The sequence below is a fragment of the Sorangium sp. So ce1036 genome (assembly GCF_051369805.1).
Taxonomy (GTDB): Bacteria; Myxococcota_A; Polyangia; order Polyangiales; family Polyangiaceae; genus Sorangium; species Sorangium cellulosum_F.
This window is the reverse complement of sequence record NZ_JBBMOX010000001.1, coordinates 741,690-760,795: the sequence shown is the minus strand read 5'-3', so window position 1 is coordinate 760,795 and position 19,106 is coordinate 741,690. Positions and strand designations below refer to the sequence as shown.

Sequence of the window (19,106 nt, the reverse complement as noted above, 5' to 3'; positions counted from 1 at the left end):
TCGACGAGGGAGATCGCGTCGAGGCGCCTGAGCTCCGAGGACGGGAGTGCTGGGCGCGTCCTCGAGATGCGGTGTCATGGACTCGCAGCGATCGGAGCGCCGCCGTTGGATCGGCGAAAGGGCGCGATCCGCGCGGCCATCCCGGTGGTGAGCCACGGTGCCACGCACTCTGGCATGTGCCGCGGCGCAAGCTGGCACAACCTCGCCGATCACCGCCTGGAGACCGCTGTTTTCAGGGTCTTTCTCGCGCGGTCGGGGTGGCCTCGATCATGCAGAATGGGGAGTCCATGACACATACGACGCTTCTTCTCATCCCTCTCGCACCTCTCCTGCTGGCCGCCTGCGGCCCCGTGATCATCGACGGCGCGCCGACCGACGACGTCGGTCAACCGGTCGCTCCAGCGCACGACGGCGGCACGGACGGGTGCTCGGGAGAAGGCGGCTCGGATGGCGGCGGCGAGCCCGTGCCCACGATGCTGGCGAACGCGATGACCCGCGCGCAGTCCGACGCGCTCTGGGACGAGTACTGGGCGCAGCAAGAAGTCCAGTCCGGCACCACGGGCGGCGGCGGCACAGAGCCCGAGCTCGATCCCGACGACCTCTTCCTCAGGATCTCGGATGTCGGCGTCACGTGCGATTCGCCGACGACGCACCTCACCTGCGGCGGGCACTGGAAGGTGAATTTCGTCGTACCGACCGCTTATCAACAGGTCGGCGTCTACGACATCAACGCTCCCGGCGGCATCGGCGTCACGGGCACCTTCTTCGAGACGGGCGAGCCCTACACGCCGGGGTCGGAGGATGACTGCGCGCAGGGAGGAGGCACCCTCTGGCAGGGCACGATCGAGATCCTCGCCATCAACGACGCGGAGGTGCGGTTCCGGCTCGACGTGGGCTCGTTCGGGGACGCCGACCCGAGCGGGGAGTACACCGCCCCGCGCTGCCCGTGAGCCCCGGCCACGGGGCGAATCAGGTCGTCCTCCGATCCGCGAGCCCTCTCGACGGGCAGCGCGACCCTCATGGTGAGGGTCGAGCCCTCCATTGAACGAAAGATGGCGCCCTGGAGGAATTTCCTGGCACGAACGCGGGCCTGGGCCAGACGTCACAGGCACGACGGCTGGATCGTCATGAGGCGAAGGAGCAGACGATCCCGTGGCAAGGAGACCGACCGTGAGTGAGCACACCGGCGTGAAGGGGGCGAGGTCCTGAGATGGCGCAGCGCGACGACCTCTCCGCCTTCGAGGAGGCCAGGCCCATGCTCCTTGGGCTGGCTTACCGCATCCTCGGCTCGCGCGCGGAGGCCGAGGATGCGGTGCAGGACACGTGCGTGAAGTGGCTGAGCGCCGACAGGAGCGCGATCGAGAACCCGGCGTCGTGGCTCACGACCCTCTGCACACGCCGGTGCATCGATCTCCTGCGGTCTGCCCGCAGGACGCGGGTGGAGTACGTGGGCGCGTGGCTGCCCGAGCCGATCCAGATGTCGGTCGAGCACGAGCCCGGGGAGCGGGCGGCGCTGGCGGCGTCGCTTCAAACGGCGTTTCTGCTGGTGCTCGAGCGCCTCACCCCGAAGGAGCGGGCGGCGTACCTGCTGCACGAGATCTTCGACATCCCTTACCCCGAGGTCGCGACGGCGCTCGACATCCAGGAGACGGCGGCGCGCAAGCTGGTCTCGCGGGCGCGCGCCAACATCGACCGGTCGAAGGTGCGGCACGTGACCCCCCTGGACCGGCAGGAGCAGCTGCTCGCCGCGTTCCAGGCGGCCGTCGCGACCGGCGGCACGGAGCCCCTGATGGCGGCGCTCTCGAGCGACGTCGAGCTCTGGGCCGACGGCGGCGGCAAGGTGCCTGCTGCGCTCCGCGTGCTGCAGGGCAAGGCCGAGGTGCTGGGCTTCATCGATCGCGTGCTCCTCGGGTACTGGCGCACCTGCGCGTGGGAGGTGACGGACATCAACGGCGGCCGGGGCGTCATCCTGCGGAAAGACGGGGAGATCGCGGCGTGCATGTCGTTTGCCTATGACGAGCACGGCGCGGCGACGAACATCTACATCGTGCGCAACCCCGACAAGCTGGCGCGGCTGGGAGAACCGGTCTGATCTCGGCCCGTCCCCGCTCCGCGCTCAACCGGCGTCCTCGCACAGCGCCGCGAGGCGGCGCTCGTCCTCGGGGCCGCCCGCGGAGCGGGTCGTGTAATAGACGAGCTTCTGCCGGCTCGAGGTCGTCGACGCGAGGGTGTGCCACTCGAGCACGAGCGGCCCACCGCCGGCGCCCCGGCCCTCCACCCTGAACGCCTTGATGCCGCTCACCTTGGCGCGCACCTCATGACGCGCCCAGAGCGCCCGGAACGGCTCGCTCGTCTCGAGCAGCTCCGCGATGAGCGCGTCGAGCTCGGGATCGCCGACATACGAGCTCGCGCTGAAGCGGAACGCGGCCACGGCCTCCCGCTCGATCACGCCGATGTCCGCGTAGCGGGCGCGATAGCCGGCGTGATGGAAGGTCATCCAGAGCAGGTTGCGCTTCCGCGAGGGGACGTCGCCGAAGTCCACCAGGAGGCGGCACGCGGCCCCGTTCCACGCGAGCACATCGAACCGCGGGCTGAAGACGAGCGCCGGGACGCGCATCGCCTCGAGCGCGCGCGCCATCGCCGGCTCGGCCCTCTCCTGGCGCGCCGAGGACCGCGCCGTGCCCCCCGCAGGCTCGGGCCGCGCGAGATAGAAGAGGTGGCCTCGCTCGTCCTCGTCCAGCTTCAGCACGCGCGCGATCGCCTCGAGCGTCTCGCGCGAGGGGTTCACGTCGCGCCCTTGCTCGAGCCGCGTGTACCAGTCGACGCTGAGCCCCGCGAGCTGCGCGAGCTCCTCGCGCCTGAGCCCCGGCGTGCGCCGCCGTCTCCCCGTGAACCCACCGCCCGGGAGCGGCGCCGCGCGCGTCCGCCGCCCCCGGAGAAAATCCGCCAGCTCGCTCCGCCTGTCGCTCACGATCCCACGCGCCCCGGACATGCGACCAGGATGCATGAGCCGCGCTCCCGTATCCAGGGATTGCCAGTCCCAGGATCACCGCGCGCCTTCCTGACCTCGAAGCGAAGCTCCAGAGTGCGCTCACCCCCCAGGCGGGGCCCCACCAGGAGCAAACATCATGTCCCAGAATCTCCCTCTCTCAGGTCGTATCGCCGTCATCACCGGGGCTTCCAGCGGCATCGGGGAAGCCGCCGCGCGCGAGCTCGCGGAGCAGGGCGCGGCCGTCGCGCTCCTCGCGCGCCGCAAGGAGCGCCTCGACTCGCTCGCCGCCGACCTCCGCGCCGCGGGCGGGCGCGCGCTCCCGCTCGCCGTCGACGCCACGGACAGGGCCGCCGTCGCCGAGGCCGCGCGGACCATCGCCGGAGAGCTCGGCGCCGTCGACCTCGTGATCAACAACGCCGGCGTCATGCTGCCCTCCGGCGTCGAGGAGCACCGCGTGGCCGACTTCGAGCAGATGATCGCGGTCAATCTCACCGGCGTGATGCGGATCGTCGACGCGTTCGTCGACCCGCTGATCGCGGCCGCGAAGCGGGGCGGCCCCTCGGATCTCATCAACATCTCGTCGATCGGCGCGCACGGCGTCTTCCCGACCTTCGCCGTCTACTGCGCCACCAAGGCGGCGGTCACGCACCTGTCGCGCAACCTGCGGGCCGAGCTCGGCCCGCGGCACGTCCGCGTCTCGGTCATCGAGCCGGGCTTCGTCAACACCGAGCTCCAGAGCCACATGACCGACGAGGCGGCCAAGGCCTGGATCGAGAGCGCCCGGCGGCAGATCACCTGGCTCTCGGCCGCCGACGTGGCGAGCACGATCGCGTTCACGGCCGGCCTCCCGCGGCACGTCAACCTCCAGCAGGTCACCATCATGCCGACCCAGCAGGTGTGAGCGGCGCCGCGCGCGCCCGGGTCCGCGGCCCTCGGGCGCCGCCGCGGGCGCCCCGGCGGCGTCGGCGCGGCGCCCGGGGGCCTCGGGCTTCGCCCGCGGCGCTCCCGTGATAGGCTCCGCCGCGAGCTCGCGCGCGGGCGAGTCGCCCTCGCCGCGAGCCGCGGAGGCCAGCCTCATGACAGGACAGCTCCTCGAAGAGACGTTCTCCGGACCGAGCCTCGATCCGCGGCTCGCGTGGCGTCACCCGCCGGCGCGCTGGTCGGTCGATCCGGCGCGGCGCGCGCTCGTGGTCGAGCCCGCGGCGAAGACCGATTACTGGCAGCGGACCCACTACGGCTTCCGCAACGACAACGGGCCGTTCCTCTTCGCCCGCGCCACAGGCGATCTCGTGATGACCACCCACGTGCGGTTCCGGCCCGCGCACCGGTACGATCAGGCAGGGCTCATGGTGCGGCTCTCGGCGTCGTGCTGGCTGAAGACGTCGGTCGAGTTCGAGCCCGATGGGCCGAGCCGGCTGGGCGCGGTGGTGACGAACGCGGGCTACAGCGACTGGTCGACGCAGCCGTTCTCCCCGGAGCGCCGCGAGCTCTGGCTGCGCATCCGGCGGGAAGGCCCGGATTACCTCGTCGAGAGCTCGGACGACGGCGCGTCGTGGACCCAGCTCCGCATGGCGCACCTCCACGAGGACGACGGCGCCCGCGAGGTGGAGTGCGGCCTGTACGCCTGCAGCCCGGTGGGCGAAGGGTTCGTGGCGGAGTTCGAGCTGCTCCGGATCGCGCCCGGCCGCGCGGCGTGAGCGCCGGCGATGCGCCGCCGGCGGATCAGCGCGGGTGGCGCAGCCGCCGCGAGGCCAGCAGCTCGAGCCCGCCGGTGCGCTCCGCGATGCGCTGGAGCGACCCGAGGAGCGCGCCGGCCTGCTCCTCCCCGAGCAGCGCCCGGAGCCGCCGGTTCACCGCGGCGCGCGCCGCCCGCCCCGCCTCCACCGCCGCCCACCCGCGCTCGGTGAGCTCGACCAGCCGGTTGCGCTGGTCGTCCTCGGCGACGCGCCGCCGCACGTAGCCGAGCTCCTCCAGCTCGCTCACCGCCTTGGAGGCGCCCTGCGCCGTGATCCCGAGCCGCGCCGCGAGCTCCCGCACCTTCAGCGGACCGGGGACGAGGTGCTGGAACACGTACCCGTGGCTCGGCCGGAGATCGCCGTGGCCCGCCCGGGCCACGCGGCGCATCACCTCGTCGCTGTTCGCCGTGGCGATGGCGGCGAACAGCAGCACGAGATCCTCGTCGGGGCGCGCGGGCTCCACGCCGTGAGCCTGTACCGCGCAACCAAGGTTGCGCAAATGACGTTGACAGATCCGCCCGGCGCCCCACATCATCAACCAAGGTTGCGCATTACGCGGCAGGGCGGAGGCCCCGCCGGCGCCGGGCGGGCACGCCCGCGCGCGCCTTGAACCCCGGCGGCTCCGAGGAGGGGCGAGCGATGAACCTCGTGATCCATGGCTCCTGCGACCCCGCGTTCGCGCCCGTGCGCGCGGCGTTCGCGTCGAACTTCGAGCGGTTCCCCGAGCTCGGGGCGGCCGTGAGCGTGGCCGTGCGCGGCCGCGTGGTCGTCGACCTCTGGGCCGGCTTCCGGGACGCGGCGAGGACGGCGCCGTGGGGCGGCGACACGATCGTGAACGTCTTCTCCGCGACGAAGGGCGCGGTCGCGCTGTGCGCCCACGCGCTCGCCGAGCGGGGCGCGCTCGACCTCGACGCGCCGGTCGCCGCCTCGTGGCCCGAGTTCGGCGCGGCCGACAAGGGGGGCATCCTCGTGCGCCAGCTGCTCGACCACAGCGCCGGGCTGCCGGCGATCCGCGCGGAGCTGCCGCCGGGCGCGCTCTACGAGTTCGGCGCCGTGACCTCGGCCCTCGCCGCGGAGGCGCCGTTCTGGGCGCCCGGCGCGCGGCACGGCTACCACGCCGTCACGTTCGGCTTCCTCGTGGGCGAGGTGATCCGGCGCGCGAGCGGCCGGAGCGTGGGGGCGTTCCTGAGGGAAGCGATCGCGGGGCCGCTCGGCCTCGACGTTCACCTCGGCGTCGGGGCGGAGCACGACGGGCGCATCGCCGAGGTGCCGCCGACGATCGCGGGCCCGGGGGGCTTGGGCGGCGCGTTCGGCGCGGCGCTCCGCGATCCGACGTCGCTCACGTCGCTCGCCTTCACGAGGCCACGGGAGCTCGTGACCCCTGGCCTCGTGAACACCGAGCGCTGCCGGCGCGCGGAGATCCCCGCGATGAACGGCCACGCGAACGCGCGCGCCCTCGCGCGCCTGTACGGCGCGCTCGCGAACGGCGGCGCGCTCGCCGGCCCCGCGGGCGCGCGCGTGCTCTCGCCCGAGGCCGTCGAGGCCGCGCTCGCCGAGCGGTCGCGCGGCCTCGACGCGGTCCTGCTCGCGGAGAGCCGCTTCTCGCTCGGCTTCATGCTGCCGAGCGCCCTGCGCCCCTTCGGGCGGGGCGCGCGGACCTTCGGCCACCCCGGCGCGGGTGGCGCGCTCGGCTTCGCCGATCCCGACGCGGCGCTCGGCTTCGGGTACACGCCGAACCAGACGATCGCGAGCGGCGAGGGGGGCGACCCGCGGTGGCCGGCGCTGATCGACGCGGTGTACGCCTGCCTCTGAGGCCCACCGCGCCGCCCAGGTGCGCCCCTGGTCACGGACCGCGTGGGGCGCCGGGCCATGCCCGCATCGCGGCCTCCACGGCTGCGCGGAGGCCCTCTGGCGACGCGCCGTCCCGCGCATGAACCGACATCCCCAGCAGGACGGTCACGTAGAACGTGGCCAGCGCGGCGGCGTCCGTGTCGGACGCGAGCTCGCCGCCCTCGATGGCCCGCTGGATCCGCGCCTGGAGCGAGGCCTGCCAGGCCTCTCGGTGCCCCCGCACCAGGTCCTGCACGGGCCGGGCGCCGGGGGAGCACTGGGTCCCGGCCAGCGCGATCATGCAGCCGGACGGCTGATCGGACCGGGTGAACTCGTCGGCCGCCGTCTGGAGCAGCCGCTGCACCGCGCCCCGGGCCGTCGGCTCCTCGGCGAAGATGCGGTCCATGGAGCCGCCCCCCCTGGCGAGGTACCGATCGACCGCCGCCCGGAAGAGCTGCTCCTTGCCCCCGAACGTCGCGTAAAGGCTCGACGGGCTGATGCCCATCGCCGCGCTCAGCTCGTCGAGCGACGTCGCCTCGTACCCCCGGTCCCAGAACAGGAGCATGGCCCGCTCCAGCGCCGCCTCCTGATCGAAGCAGCGCGGCCGCCCTCGCCCCCGCTGGATCTGCCCCACCGCCTTTTTCATAACGATCGTTCCATAAATCGCTTGACGGACATCGACAGCCTACGTACCTTCCAATTTAGGAACGATCGTTCCAAAAGAAAAGGAGACCTCCCCATGGGAACGTTGAAGGGCAAGGTTGCGCTGGTTACCGGGGGCTCGCGGGGCATCGGGGCGGCCATCGCCAGGCGCCTGGCGCACGAGGGCGCCGCCGTGGCCATCACCTATGCCGCGTCGCCGGCGAAGGCCGCCGAGGTGGTGCACGGCATCGAGGCGGCGGGCGGCAGGGCGCTCGCCGTCCGGGCGGACAGCGCCGACGCCGAGGCGGTGAGGAGCGCCGTCGTCCAGACGGTGAAGACCTTCGGCCGGCTCGACGTGCTGGTGAACAACGCCGGCGTCGCCGCCCTCGCGACCCTCGAAGAGCTCTCGCTGGAGGAGTTCGACCGCCTCATGGCGGTGAACGTCAGGGGCCTCTTCGCCGCCACGCAGGCGGCCGTCCGCCACATGGGCGAGGGCGGGCGCATCATCAACATCGGGAGCACCAGCAGCGACGGAGCGCTGTTCCCCGGGATGGCCGTCTATGCCGCGACCAAGGCAGCGGTCGCCGGCCTGACGCGCGGCTGGGCCCGGGATCTCGGCCCGCGCGGCATCACGGTCAACAACGTCCAGCCGGGCCCTGTGGACACCGACATGAACCCGGCCGACGGCCCGCTCGCCGCCGGGCTCAAAGGCCAGATCGCCGTGCAGCGCTACGGACAGGGCGACGAGGTCGCCAGCATGGTGGCGTACCTGGCCGGCCCCGAGGGCGCCTTCGTCACGGGCGCCCACCTGAAGATCGACGGCGGCCTCACCGCCTGATCTTCCCGCGCCACGCCTGCAAAACTCCTCGACGCCGTGTACGGCTGCCCAGACCCAGCCCTCGGCAGGTGTGCGGGCTCAGTCGGCCGGGCAGGGCTGCTCCTGGACCACGGGGGCGGCCGGCTCGCCATCGGGCGCGGGGAAGAGGCGGCGGAAGGTGAACGCGCGGGGCGTGGGGCCGTGGCGCCGCAGGTGGGTGAGCCGCTCTTCGGCCTCGGCCACGGTCGGGATGTGCCCCGCCGGGATCCACCATAGCACCAGGAAGGCCTCCTTCATCGGGACGAACCATTCCCGGCGACGGCGCATCATCGCGGCGTGCTCGGCGTTGCGGTAGGTGAAATCGGACAGCGCCTCTACCGATTCCCACACGGACATGTTCACGATGAGCCGATCATCGTCGAACCCCCGGACCGCGGTGGCGTCGCCTTCATCGGTCTTGAGCCGCCACACGAACCCGGGCGCTGCTTCGGCGAGCGCGTTGACCGAATCGAGCGCGGCCACGAAGTCGGCCAGCCGCGCCGAGCCGAGCGGCTCCACCGGCAAGGCGATGTTGACCTGAGCAAGATGGTAATTCGACATCCCTCCAGCTATACCACGCCGCCAGAGCTCGTCCCTGACCTCTGCGATGTGACCCCGAGAGGCCCCTGTTCGTCGAAGCGTCATGAGGAGCGCTCGATCCATCATCCATACCGCAGGCCCCCGGAGAGGGTGTTCGTGGGGCGGCGCGGGGGACGGACCGATGTTTGATCCCCAATGGACGTGCTTTCTCCGGCGTGCGATGCACGCCGGAGAAAGAACTTCCCGGGCGAGTTCGGTGGGACCCCCGCGCCGCCCCACGAACACTCTCTCCGGGGGCCGGGCAGCACGGCAACACCCTCTCCTCTCCTCCGCTCCGCAGCCCAGCCGCTGCCCGCGTCAGCCGCCGCTCCCCTCCAGCCCGCCGTCGGACACCCCGGCGCGGCACCGCATCACCATCCGGATCTCGTTGCCCTTCTCGTTGTGCCGCACCTCGTCCATGAAGGTGCGGATCAGCATCAGCCCCCGGCCGCTCGGCTTCTCCAGGTTGGCGAGATCGGTCGGATCCGGCAGGCCCCGCGGGTCGAAGCCGGGCCCATCGTCGCGCACCACGTAGATCGCCTCGGTCCGCGTCTCCCGCGCCACGACGTGGACCCGCCGGTCGCGGTACGGGCGCTCCCGCCGGCGCTGCTCGACGAGCGCCGAGAAGGCGCTCGCGTCCTCGTCGAGCAGCGACGAGCTCACCTCCAGGTTGCCGTGGACGATGGCGTTCACCAGCGCCTCGCGCATCGCCACCGCGACCTGGATCCGGCCCGTCTCGTCGCACAGCCGCATCCGGCCCAGGCTCTGCTCGATGTGGCCCACCAGCGCGGGCACCTTCGCCACGTCGTTGTCGAGCTCGAACTGGGACTCCGTCGCGACGAGGCACGCGAGGAGCTGCTGCTCGCGCCGGTCGAGCCGCGCCACCGCGAGCACGTTCTCGATCGTGCTCACCAGCTCGGCCGCGAGGTTCCGCTTCGGCACGTAGCTCGCGGCGCCGCGCCGGAGCGCCTGCACCGCGATCTCCTCGCTCCCGTGCGCCGTCATCAGGATCACGGGCAGGTACGGGTGCTCGCGCCGGATCGCCTCGACCAGCTCCAGGCCGTCCATCTCCGGCATCTGGAGATCGGTCAGCACGATCTCCGGCGCCGACCTGGCGATCACCTGGAGCGCCTCGACGCCGTTCTCGGCGTACATCGGCTCCATGCCGGCGCGCTTCTTGAGCAGGCTCCCGGAGAGGCGCCGATCCAACGGGGAGTCGTCGACCACGAGCACCCTCACCATCGCGTCACCTCGCTGTCAGAGGGCCGTTCGCCCGGCTCCTTCGGCGGGGGGTCCGCCGGCGCGCCCTCGCGCACGAACGCGGCGAGCTCGGGGATCAGGCGCTCGATCTGCGCGCGCAGCGCGAACTGCGCCTCGGGCAGGCCGACGAGATCGCTCTTGCGCGCCATCTTCTCCAGCGCGAACGCGGCCTCGAACGCGCCGCGCGCCCCGAAGCTGTCGACCCCGCCCTTCAGGCTGTGCGCGGCCCGCTGGAGCTTGCGGGCGTCGCCGGCGCTCACCGCCTCGTCGATGTCGGCCATCCACCGGGGGCACTCCTCGAGGAAGACCTCGGCGAGCTCGCGCAGGAGATCGGCGTCGCCGCCCGTCCGCTCGAGCGCCCGCGTGCGATCGAACATCGGCCGGCTCGCGAACACCGAGGGCGAGCTCGTCCGCCGATCGTCCGACCGGGCGCTCGGCGGCGCGCTGTCGAGCGGCGACGTGGGCACCGGCGTGTGGGACGGAGACGAGCCCGGCGCGCCGAGCGACAGGCGCGTCGTGTCGTCGATGTCCAGGGTGGGCGGCCCGGCGACCAGCCGGTCGATCATATCGTAGAGCTCCTCCACCTGCACCGGCTTCGTGACGTAGCCGTCGAACCCCGCCCGGAGGCACCGCTCGCGATCGCCCTTCATCGCGTACGCGGTCACGACGATGAGCGGCATGTGCCCGCCCTCGCGCCGCTCGCGGGCGCGGACGGCCCGCGCCGCCTGGAGGCCGTCCATCTCGGGCATCTCCACGTCGAGCAGGGCCACGTCGTACTGCCCGGTCGCGATCTTCTCGACCGCGATCCGGCCGTTCTCGACGATGTGCACGCGGTGATCCTGCCGCTCCAGCCAGCGGCGCATCAGCTTCTGGTTGATCGCGTTGTCCTCGGCGACGAGCACGCGCAGGCCGCGGGCGCGCGGCCCCGGCGAGAAGCGGCGCGACTCGGCCGCGCGGAACGCGCTCCGCGTCGGGATGCCGAAGGCGTGGAAGACGGCCTCCTGGAGGTGCGACGGCTTCACGGGCTTCGTGACCATGGCCGAGACGCCGAGATCGCGGCAGCGCGCGGCGTCCGCCTGCGCCGAGGTCGAGCTGAGCATCATGAGGATGCGCCCCTTCAGGATCTCGCGCTTGCGGCAGTGCTCGACCACGGCGAAGCCGTCGACCTTCGGCATCCGGGCGTCGACCAGGGCGAGGCCGAACGAGCTGCTCGCGCCGAGCGCGTTGCCCCCCGGCTTGCCCCAGGGCAGCGCCCACATCCCCGAGTCCTCCGAGAGCGCCGCGATCGCCGCCGCGCCCGAGTCGACGGCGACCGGCCGCATCCCCCACCCCTCGATGGTCTCGGCGAGGATGCGCCGGACGGTCGCGTTGTCGTCGGCGATCAGCACCCGCGTGCCGATCAGCTCCCGCGGGATCTGCAGCCGCCGCGACCGGGCCGCGCCCTCGAGCGCCCTGAGCTTGAGGGTGAAGTGGAAGGTGCTGCCCTTGCCGAGCTCGCTCTCGATCCAGATCCTGCCGCCCATCATCTCGACCAGCCGGGCACAGATTGTAAGGCCAAGCCCTGTGCCACCATACTTCCTCGTGGTCGATCCGTCCGCCTGGGCGAAGGCGTCGAAGACGAGCCGCTGCTTGTCCGGGGCGATGCCGATGCCGGTGTCGATGACGTGCACGTGGAGCACCACGGTGTCGCCGAGCGCCTCGCCCGCGTAGAGGGTCGGCAGGCTGTGGCGGTCCGCGCCGGCCTCTTCCTCGGGCGGGGCGGGCGCGCGCGCGTCGATCGTGGCGCGGACGAGGATCTCGCCGGCGTCGGTGAACTTCACGGCGTTGCTCACGAGGTTCACGAGCACCTGGCGCAGGCGCAGCGGATCGCCGACGAGCGCCTCGGGCACGTCGGGGCCGACGTGGTAGGCGAGCTCGAGCCGCTTCTCGTGGGCCCGGAGCGCGAGCGTCTTCACCGCGTCGCCGAGGATCTCGCTCGGGTCGAAGACGACGGGCTCGATCTCGAGCTTGCCCGCCTCGATCTTCGAGAAGTCGAGGACGTCGTTGATGATGGCGAGCAGCGCGTCGGCGGAGATCTTGACCATCTCGAGGTACTCGCGCTGCTCCTGGGTGAGCTCGGTCTGGAGCGCGAGCGACGTCATGCCGATGATGCCGTTCATCGGGGTGCGGATCTCGTGGCTCACGCTGGCGAGGAACTCGCTCTTGGCGCGGCTCGCCGCCTCGGCCGCCTCCTTGGCCTGCTGGAGCTCGGCCTCGACCTCCTGGCGCTGCATGAGCAGGGCGCGCAGGCTGGCCGAGTGCTCGCGCTCGTTCTGGAGCGAGGCCTCGCCCATGGCGTCGGCGCGCCGCTTGGCGATGCTCGCCATGACCGCCATGGCGGGCGTGGTGACGGCGTAGACGATGACCCGGAGCAGGTTCTCCGCGGAGTAGGAGAACCCGCCATCGGAGTAGTAGCTCGCGAAGTAGGCGCACGAGATGAGCGCGGTGGCGATGCCGCTCCGGAGGCCGCCGCTGAACGCCGCGAAGACGATGATCATCGACAGGATCGCGGGCGGGTTCGGGACGCCCCAGCTGAACGCGGCCTGGAGCGTGGCGACCGCGCCGATGACGAGCAGGGCGAGCACCGGGCCGAGGAGCGGGAGCCAGAGCTTCTCCAGGGCGCGGCGGCTGCTGGGCGCGGGCGCGACCTGGACGGGCAGGACGGTGCTGCGGCCGTCGAGGAGGCCGGCGCCGGTCAGCGAGAGGCGGGGCTCGCCGGCCAGCGAGAGGCGGGGAGGCTCGCCCACCTGCGAGAGGCGGGGGTTGCTGCCCTGCGGGGGCCGGGAGTCGCTGGTCGACGGGGGTCGGGGCTCCGCGCGGGCGGCCCCCGTCGCGGCGGCCGGCGGGGGCTCCTCGGTCGGCGACATGGCGTCCATGGAGATAGCGGGGTCGCGATCGGGCGTCCATGGCCGCGAATGCGGGGCGCGAGGTGGGCGAGCGCCGGCCGGTCGTCAAGACCACCGCCACGGCACCTCGGGATTCGCCTGAGCGCAGGAGATCCAGGCGCCCGCAGCCTCGGCCAGATCTGGACAGACGGCCAGCGTGCGAGCCACGGCGGGCCGGCGTACGCGTCGTGGAGGTCGCGGGCGGGCAAGAACGCCAGGGCGCTCCCTTCCTCGAAGGGACCTGCGTGTTCGCGACGCACGGTCCGACAGGAAGCGTGACGCGCGGCCGGCTCTCGGAGCGAGCGGCGACGGAGCCGTTGATTGACCTGCAGGGGAGAGCCAACCGCGAGGGGCGCAAGATCTCGAGAGCACATCCCATGCGCTCTCCTGGAGGTGTCATTGCCGCTCTGGCCGCCCTCCTCGACGATGGCCAAGAGCGCCGAACGAAACCGGACCGAGCCAGGCGGCCGAGGGTGGGTGCAGCGCTAGGCGCGACGAGGAGCCCTACTGAAGTAGAGCGACGAGGAGCAACGACGCGATGCGCCCGCCCTCGGCCGCCTGGCGACGGGAGGTTTTGAGAGGCGCTCTAAGGCTGAAGACAGGTCCCTCGGGCACGCCGAGCACGAGTGACGGGCCTCCGCCCATTCACGCTCTTTCCCTTGCGCCCCTCGCGGTCCCCTCTCTCGTCTTCTCGGCAGCGCCAGTAGCCAAGGAGTCCGCGCCTCACGCCGCCCGCAGGCTCACCCCGGACTCCGCGTCGAACAGGTGCACCTGCCGGAGCGCCACCCTCACGGTGTCGCCCTTCGCCACCGGCGCCGCCGGCTCCAGCCGCGCCACGAACGGCGCGCCCGCCACGGTGCCGTGGGCGTACGACTCGGCCCCGAGCGCCTCGACGATGGCCACCTGGAACGACGCCCCCCCCTGGCCCGGGGCGACCTCCACCTCGTGCGGCCGCACGCCGACCGTGACCCGCCGGCCGGGCGCGAGCGCCCCCGGGAACTCGGCCGCGTCGATCTCGACCGCGAGATCCCCGTGGGCCGCGACCCACCGCCCGCCCCGGTCCTCCATGCGCGCCTCGAGGAAGTTCATGGCCGGGCTGCCGAGGAAGCTCGCCACGAACTGGGTGCGCGGCCGGGCAAAGACCTCCAGCGGCGGGCCCGACTGCTCCACCACCCCCTTGTTCAGCACGAAGATCTCGTCCGCGAGCGTCATCGCCTCGACCTGATCGTGGGTGACGTAGACGCTGGTCGCCCCGAGCCGGTCGTGCAGCTTCCGGATGTCGACCCGCACCTGGGCGCGCAGCGCGGCGTCGAGGTTCGAGAGCGGCTCGTCGAAGAGGAAGAGCTGCGCCCGCCGCACGATCGCCCGGCCCATGGCCACGCGCTGCCGCTGGCCGCCCGACAGCGCCCGGGGGTAGCGGTCGAGCAGCGGGCCGAGCCCGAGCATCTCCGACGCCTCCTTCACGCGCGCCTCGATCTCGGCCGGCGGCGTCTTCCGCAGCTTCAGGCCGAAGGCGAGGTTCTCGCGCACCGTGAGGTGCGGATACAGCGCGTACGACTGGAAGACCATCGCGATGTCGCGATCCCGCGGCTCCAGGTGCGTGACGTCGCGGTCGCCGAGCGCGATCGAGCCCTCGTCGGCCTCCTCCAGGCCGGCCAGCAGCCTGAGCAGCGTCGATTTGCCGCAGCCGCTCGGGCCGACGAGGACGGCGAACGAGCCGTCGGGCACGTCGACGGAGACGCCCCGCAGCACGTGGGTCTGGCCGAATCGCTTGTTGAGTCCGCGCACTTTGACAGAAGCCATGGGAGAGACTTTCGAGGAAATGGATGCCGGGACGCTTGAGGTTACCGGGACATGCTGGAGGGGTGAATCAAGGACCCGGGGCGATCGGGTCCTCGGGGAAGAACGAGGCGCCGCTCACGGCGCGGCCGCCCGACCGCGACGGCGCCGTCCGCGCCTGCAAACTATGCCTCTTTCTCGGGCGATGGCACGCGGACGAGCGCGGCCCCACGCGCCAGCCCCGCCTCGCCGCCCCCGGAGGGCCCATGGAGCGCGGCGCCCCCGGCCCGGCCGGCCGACCGCGTCCGCCGTATCGGGAGAGGCCGTATCCACGACAGGCCCCTGCCGAGCCGCAGAGCGCAAGACCGAGCCCAGCAGTGGCATGGCCACCCGCGCGCCCGCGACGCGATGCTCCCTCGCCCTCGACGCCCCTCGCACGGCGGGAACGCTACACCACCCAGCGTCGCGAGGTCCACGATTTCTCGATTCGGCGCGTGGGTTCCGGGGCGCACTTCCAATCGACGCATGCGCCTCCGCGCCGCGGATCGCGGCGGCCGCATCGGCGCCGAGCCGCGCTCGCCTCCGCCGAAAATGCCGCGCCAGCGGCCCGACAGGCGCGCTCACGCCAGCCTGCGGGCGCGCGACAGACTCGTGAGATCGCCGCCCCGGCGTATCGCGCGCTCTCCACCATGGATCCATCGCGGTTCCACCACGGACGCTTGTTGACGTGGGATTCCCGCCGCATTGACGGTCTCGCCGCAACATGGCACCGTCAACTCGTGACCTTCTCGGCGCCTCCCGACCTCGAGCAGGAGCAGGCCAGCGCCGGAGATCCCACGTGCGGGTTCCAGGCGGGCGGAACGCTCGGGGACGGCGCCCTCTACATCGAGCGATCCGCGGATGGCGAGCTCTTCAATGCGCTGTTCCGCGGAGAGCTCTGCCATGTGCTGTCGGCCCGGCAGACAGGGAAATCCAGCTTGCGACTCCGGGTCTCAAGGCGGCTCCGCGCCGAGCAGGTGGCGTGCGCGAGCGTGGAGCTCGGGGCGCTCGGCACCGACGGCGTCACGCCGGTGGGCTGGTACCTCGGGATCGCCTCGGAGATCGCCGAGCAGCTCGGGCTGGAGCCGCCCGGCGAGTTCTGGGACGCGCACTGGCACCTCGGGCCCGTGCACTGCTGGTCACGCTGGCTCGAAGACGTCGTGCTCGAGGAGATCTCGTCCGCGATCGTCCTTTTTCTCGACGACATCGAGGCCACCCTGTCTCTTCCGTTCTCGCGAGACGATTTCTTCGCGGCCATCCGGGCCTGCGTGAACCGCCGCGCCGAGCGCCCGGCGAACGCCCGGCTGACCTTCTGCCTGCTCGGGGCAGCGGCGCCGTGGGAGCTCGCCGCGGATCCGATGCGCGCGCCGTTCAGCATCGGCCGCGCGATCCGGCTCGAGGACTTCACCCGCGCCGAGGTGGAGGGGTTCCGGGCGGGCCTCGCCGGGGCCGTGGCCGATCCCGACGCCGCGCTCGGCGCGATCTTCGCGTGGACCTCGGGGCACCCCACCATGACCCAGCAGCTCTGCGCGGATCTCGCCGGCGCGCGGCGCGGCCTCGGCGTGGACGAGGCCGTGGCGCGGCGCTTCCTCGCGCAGGGCCGGACCACGGACCCGGCCCTGCGCCACGCGGCGCGGTGCCTCGACGCCCCGGGGGCCCGCCGCGCGCAGGCGGCGAAGCTCCTCGCGCTGTACCGGCGGCTGCTCGACGGCGAGCGCGTCGGCGCCGACGGCGGGGATCCGGTCCAGGTCGCGCTGGGCCTCGCCGGGCTCTCGGCCGTCCGTGCGGGCGGAGGGGGCGCGCCGTACCTCGCCGTGCGCAACCGCGTCGTCGCGCGCGTCTTCGACCGGGCGTGGGTCCGGTCGCGCGAGGCCGAGCGGGCGATCACGGCGCCGCTCGTGCGCTGGCTCTCGAGCGGGCGGCGCGACGACTTCCTCGTGGGCGGCGCCGCGCTCGCCGAGCTCACGGCGTGGGCCGACGGGCGCGGGGACCTCTCGGGGGAGGAGCAGGCGTTCCTCTCCGCCTGCGCGCGGGCCGACGCCCAGCGGCGGTCGATGCGGCGGCTGCTCACCGTGCTCGCCGTCGCCGTCACCCTGCTCGGGTCGCTGCTCCTCGTGCTCCTCTGGCAGATGGGGCAGGAGGAGCAGGCGCGGATCCGGGCGCAGCAGGAGGCGCGCGAGCAGGACGCCCGGCGGCTCGCGGCCCAGGCCGCGAAGGAGCTGTCCGAGGGCCTCCTGCAGCGGGCGCGCCTGCTCGCCGTGGAGGCCGGCCTCGCCGCCAGGGCGAGCGGCAGGCCCGCGGGCCCGACCGTGGTGCAGGCCCTCGGCGACGTGGTGTGGGGGCCGGCCGTCGGCCAGGAGGTGCTCGTCGGCCACGGCGGCGCGGTCCTGGACGCCGCCTTCAGCCCCGACGGCCGCTCCGTGGTCACCGCGTCCGCCGACGGCACGGCGCAGCGCTGGCCCCTCGACGGCGGCGGGGCGCCGATCGCGCTGCGCGGCCACGCGCTCGGGGTGGTCGCCGTCTCCTTCAGCCCCGACGGGAGCCGGCTCGCGACCGCGTCGCTCGACGGCACGGTGCGCCTGTGGCACGCGGACGGCCGGGAGGACCGCGCGCTCCGCGCGCACGACGCGGCGCTGGCCAGCGTGGCGTTCGACCCGGAGGGCCGCCGCCTCGTCGCGGGGATGTCGGACGGGACCGCGCGCGTGTGGCGCCTCGACATGGACGACGAGCCGCCGCTCGTCCTCGCCGTCGCCGCGCGGCCCGTCCGGCGCGCCGTGTTCAACCACGACGGAAGCCGGATCCTCGCCACGACGGTCGGCGGCGCGGTCCACGTCGTCCGCGCCGACGGGCAGGGCCCCCCGGCGGCGCTGGGCGCGGCGGGGCAGGGCGTCGAGCGCGCGGACCACGCCCCGCTCGACGACCGCATCGTCGTCGCGGCGGGCGACGGGACGGCGCGCGTGCTCGGCGGGGGCGGGCGCGCGCCGATCGTGCTCCGCGGCCACGAGGGGGCCGTGCGCAGCGCGGCGTTCAGCGCCGACGGCGCCCGGGTCGTCACCGCCTCGGCGGACGGGACCGCCCGCATCCACCGCGCCGACGGCAAGGGGACCCCCACGGTGCTCCGCGGCCACGAGGGGCCCGTGAACAGCGCCGCCTTCAGCCGCGACGGCGGCAGCGTCGTCACCGCGTCCGAGGACGGGACCGCGCGGGTATGGCGCCTCGACGGGCCGGGCGAGCCGCTGCTCCTCCGGGGCCACGACGGGCCGCTGACCAGCGTCGCCGTCAGCCCGGACGGGGGCAAGATCGCCACGACCGGCACCGACGCCACGGCGCGCGTCTTCCGCGCCGACGGCGCGGGCGAGCCCGTCGTGCTGCGAGGGCACGAGGATCACCTGCTCAGCGTCGACTTCAGCCCCGACGGCGACCGCCTGGTCACCGGCTCGGCCGACAGGACGGCGCGGGTGTGGCGCGCCGACGGCAAGGGCCAGCCGCGCGTGCTCGGCGACCACGACGACCGGGTGGTGGGCGTCGCGTTCAGCCCGGATGGCGCCCGCATCGTCACGACCTCGTGGAACGGCATCCTCCGCGTGTTCGAGGACGGCGGCCGCGGCGAGCCCGTCGTGCTGCGCGACGCGCGGGCGGGGCTCCTGCGGGCGGCGTTCAGCCCGGACGGCCAGCACATCGTGGCGACCTCGGGGCCCGACGTGAAGGTGTGGCCCGCGGACGGCCGCGGCGCCCCGCGGGTGATCCCGTCGGGGTACGTGGACCGCGCGCTCACCGCCCTCGCGGTGAGCCCGGACGGCCAGCGCATCGCGATCGCGGCGCCCGACGACGGGGTGCGGCTGCTCCGCGCCGACGGCCAGGGCGAGCCGTTCGTCCTGCCCTGCCCCGGCGCCTCGGTCCGCGCCCTGGCGTTCAGCAGCGACAGCGCCCGCGTCGTGGCCGTGTCGAGCGAAGGCAGCGCGGCGGTGCTCCCCGTCGACGGGCAGGGCGAGCCGATCACCCTCCGCGCCGAGGACGTCATGCTGACGGACGCCGTGTTCAGCCCCGACGCCACCCGCGTCATCGCCGCGGCGAGCGACGGCGCGGCGCGCATTTTTTCGATCACGGCGGACCCGCTGATGGCGCGCGCGTGCGCCTACGCCGGGCGCAACTTCTCCCGCGTCGAGTGGGCGCTGCTCATGCCCGGCGTGAGCTACCGCAGCACCTGCCCCGCGTGGGCGGCTGCCCCCGAGCAGGACGCCGGCGCGGCGCCGCTGCCCAGCGTGCGCTGAGGCACCGACATCGCCCCCTATCGCCCTTCATCGCTCTTTTCGTGCGACCACCACCAGCGCCGCCCGATCTCGGCCGCTGGCCGCTCGCCGCGGCTCTCTGAAGGCGCGGCGCGCGCATCACCGTGCCAAGAGGGCGGACGACCTTGTCGGGTTCGCGCTTCCGCGGGAACCATGTATGCTCGTCTTGGCTTACTCGCA

The 19,106-nt window shown here is 73.4% G+C and carries 14 protein-coding genes; 7 read left to right on the top strand and 7 right to left on the bottom strand.

Features of this window, described 5'->3' with window-relative positions:
* Window positions 1-287: 287 nt before the first annotated feature.
* On the top strand, window positions 288-950 hold the full coding sequence (locus WMF31_RS02690; protein WP_436600434.1) for a hypothetical protein: 663 nt from the start codon (window positions 288-290) through the stop codon (window positions 948-950).
* A gap of 260 nt (window positions 951-1,210) precedes the next feature.
* Window positions 1,211-2,092, top strand: a complete 882-nt coding sequence (gene sigJ / locus WMF31_RS02685) for an RNA polymerase sigma factor SigJ (RefSeq protein ID WP_436600433.1) — start codon at window positions 1,211-1,213, stop codon at window positions 2,090-2,092.
* Window positions 2,093-2,116: 24 nt separating this feature from the next.
* Here sigJ and WMF31_RS02680 read toward each other — a convergent pair whose 3' ends face one another.
* Window positions 2,117-2,971: a helix-turn-helix transcriptional regulator gene (locus WMF31_RS02680; protein ID WP_436600432.1), complete on the bottom strand. Its 855-nt coding sequence runs from the start codon at window positions 2,969-2,971 to the stop codon at window positions 2,117-2,119.
* A gap of 157 nt (window positions 2,972-3,128) precedes the next feature.
* On the opposite strand from WMF31_RS02680, the gene WMF31_RS02675 reads away from it, so the two are divergent.
* Complete coding sequence (locus WMF31_RS02675) at window positions 3,129-3,893, top strand: SDR family oxidoreductase (protein ID WP_436600431.1); 765 nt, start codon at window positions 3,129-3,131, stop codon at window positions 3,891-3,893.
* Window positions 3,894-4,068: 175 nt separating this feature from the next.
* On the top strand, window positions 4,069-4,689 hold the full coding sequence (locus WMF31_RS02670) for a DUF1349 domain-containing protein (RefSeq protein ID WP_436600430.1): 621 nt from the start codon (window positions 4,069-4,071) through the stop codon (window positions 4,687-4,689).
* A gap of 25 nt (window positions 4,690-4,714) precedes the next feature.
* On the opposite strand, the gene WMF31_RS02665 is transcribed toward WMF31_RS02670, so the two are convergent.
* On the bottom strand, window positions 4,715-5,191 hold the full coding sequence (locus WMF31_RS02665; protein WP_436600429.1) for a MarR family winged helix-turn-helix transcriptional regulator: 477 nt from the start codon (window positions 5,189-5,191) through the stop codon (window positions 4,715-4,717).
* A gap of 176 nt (window positions 5,192-5,367) precedes the next feature.
* Here WMF31_RS02665 and WMF31_RS02660 point away from each other — a divergent pair, with 176 nt between their 5' ends.
* Window positions 5,368-6,540: a serine hydrolase domain-containing protein gene (locus WMF31_RS02660; protein ID WP_436600428.1), complete on the top strand. Its 1,173-nt coding sequence runs from the start codon at window positions 5,368-5,370 to the stop codon at window positions 6,538-6,540.
* Window positions 6,541-6,571: 31 nt separating this feature from the next.
* On the opposite strand, the gene WMF31_RS02655 is transcribed toward WMF31_RS02660, so the two are convergent.
* Window positions 6,572-7,204 (bottom strand): TetR/AcrR family transcriptional regulator, encoded by a 633-nt coding sequence (locus WMF31_RS02655; RefSeq protein ID WP_436600427.1) that lies wholly within the window; start codon window positions 7,202-7,204, stop codon window positions 6,572-6,574.
* 93 nt (window positions 7,205-7,297) lie between these two features.
* Here WMF31_RS02655 and WMF31_RS02650 point away from each other — a divergent pair, with 93 nt between their 5' ends.
* On the top strand, window positions 7,298-8,038 hold the full coding sequence (locus tag WMF31_RS02650) for a 3-oxoacyl-ACP reductase family protein (RefSeq protein ID WP_436600426.1): 741 nt from the start codon (window positions 7,298-7,300) through the stop codon (window positions 8,036-8,038).
* A 78-nt stretch (window positions 8,039-8,116) separates the two neighbouring features.
* Here the strand turns inward: WMF31_RS02650 and WMF31_RS02645 are convergent, their stop codons facing one another.
* The 4 genes from WMF31_RS02645 to WMF31_RS02630 all read right to left on the bottom strand — a co-directional run bounded on the left by WMF31_RS02645 (window position 8,117) and on the right by WMF31_RS02630 (window position 14,622).
* On the bottom strand, window positions 8,117-8,617 hold the full coding sequence (locus WMF31_RS02645; protein ID WP_436600425.1) for a DUF3291 domain-containing protein: 501 nt from the start codon (window positions 8,615-8,617) through the stop codon (window positions 8,117-8,119).
* A gap of 336 nt (window positions 8,618-8,953) precedes the next feature.
* Window positions 8,954-9,877 (bottom strand): response regulator, encoded by a 924-nt coding sequence (locus WMF31_RS02640; RefSeq protein WP_436600424.1) that lies wholly within the window; start codon window positions 9,875-9,877, stop codon window positions 8,954-8,956.
* Window positions 9,871-12,801 (bottom strand): response regulator, encoded by a 2,931-nt coding sequence (locus WMF31_RS02635; protein ID WP_436600423.1) that lies wholly within the window; start codon window positions 12,799-12,801, stop codon window positions 9,871-9,873. Before WMF31_RS02635 ends, WMF31_RS02640 begins: the two co-directional genes overlap by 7 nt.
* 741 nt (window positions 12,802-13,542) lie before the next feature.
* Entirely contained in the window at window positions 13,543-14,622 is a 1,080-nt protein-coding gene (locus tag WMF31_RS02630) for an ABC transporter ATP-binding protein (RefSeq protein WP_436600422.1), read from the bottom strand.
* Between the two features lie 755 nt (window positions 14,623-15,377).
* Between WMF31_RS02630 and WMF31_RS02625 the strand changes: the two genes are divergently transcribed.
* Complete coding sequence (locus WMF31_RS02625; RefSeq protein WP_436600421.1) at window positions 15,378-18,908, top strand: AAA-like domain-containing protein; 3,531 nt, start codon at window positions 15,378-15,380, stop codon at window positions 18,906-18,908.
* Window positions 18,909-19,106 lie beyond the last annotated feature (198 nt).

Coding starts and splice junctions, on each gene's coding strand:
- WMF31_RS02690 (WP_436600434.1), top strand. CDS start 288: ATGACACATACGACGCTTCTTCTCATCCCTCTCGCACCTCTCCTGCTG.
- sigJ (WP_436600433.1), top strand. CDS start 1,211: ATGGCGCAGCGCGACGACCTCTCCGCCTTCGAGGAGGCCAGGCCCATG.
- WMF31_RS02675 (WP_436600431.1), top strand. CDS start 3,129: ATGTCCCAGAATCTCCCTCTCTCAGGTCGTATCGCCGTCATCACCGGG.
- WMF31_RS02670 (WP_436600430.1), top strand. CDS start 4,069: ATGACAGGACAGCTCCTCGAAGAGACGTTCTCCGGACCGAGCCTCGAT.
- WMF31_RS02660 (WP_436600428.1), top strand. CDS start 5,368: ATGAACCTCGTGATCCATGGCTCCTGCGACCCCGCGTTCGCGCCCGTG.
- WMF31_RS02655 (WP_436600427.1), bottom strand. CDS start 7,204: ATGAAAAAGGCGGTGGGGCAGATCCAGCGGGGGCGAGGGCGGCCGCGC.
- WMF31_RS02650 (WP_436600426.1), top strand. CDS start 7,298: ATGGGAACGTTGAAGGGCAAGGTTGCGCTGGTTACCGGGGGCTCGCGG.
- WMF31_RS02645 (WP_436600425.1), bottom strand. CDS start 8,617: ATGTCGAATTACCATCTTGCTCAGGTCAACATCGCCTTGCCGGTGGAG.
- WMF31_RS02640 (WP_436600424.1), bottom strand. CDS start 9,877: ATGGTGAGGGTGCTCGTGGTCGACGACTCCCCGTTGGATCGGCGCCTC.
- WMF31_RS02635 (WP_436600423.1), bottom strand. CDS start 12,801: ATGTCGCCGACCGAGGAGCCCCCGCCGGCCGCCGCGACGGGGGCCGCC.
- WMF31_RS02630 (WP_436600422.1), bottom strand. CDS start 14,622: ATGGCTTCTGTCAAAGTGCGCGGACTCAACAAGCGATTCGGCCAGACC.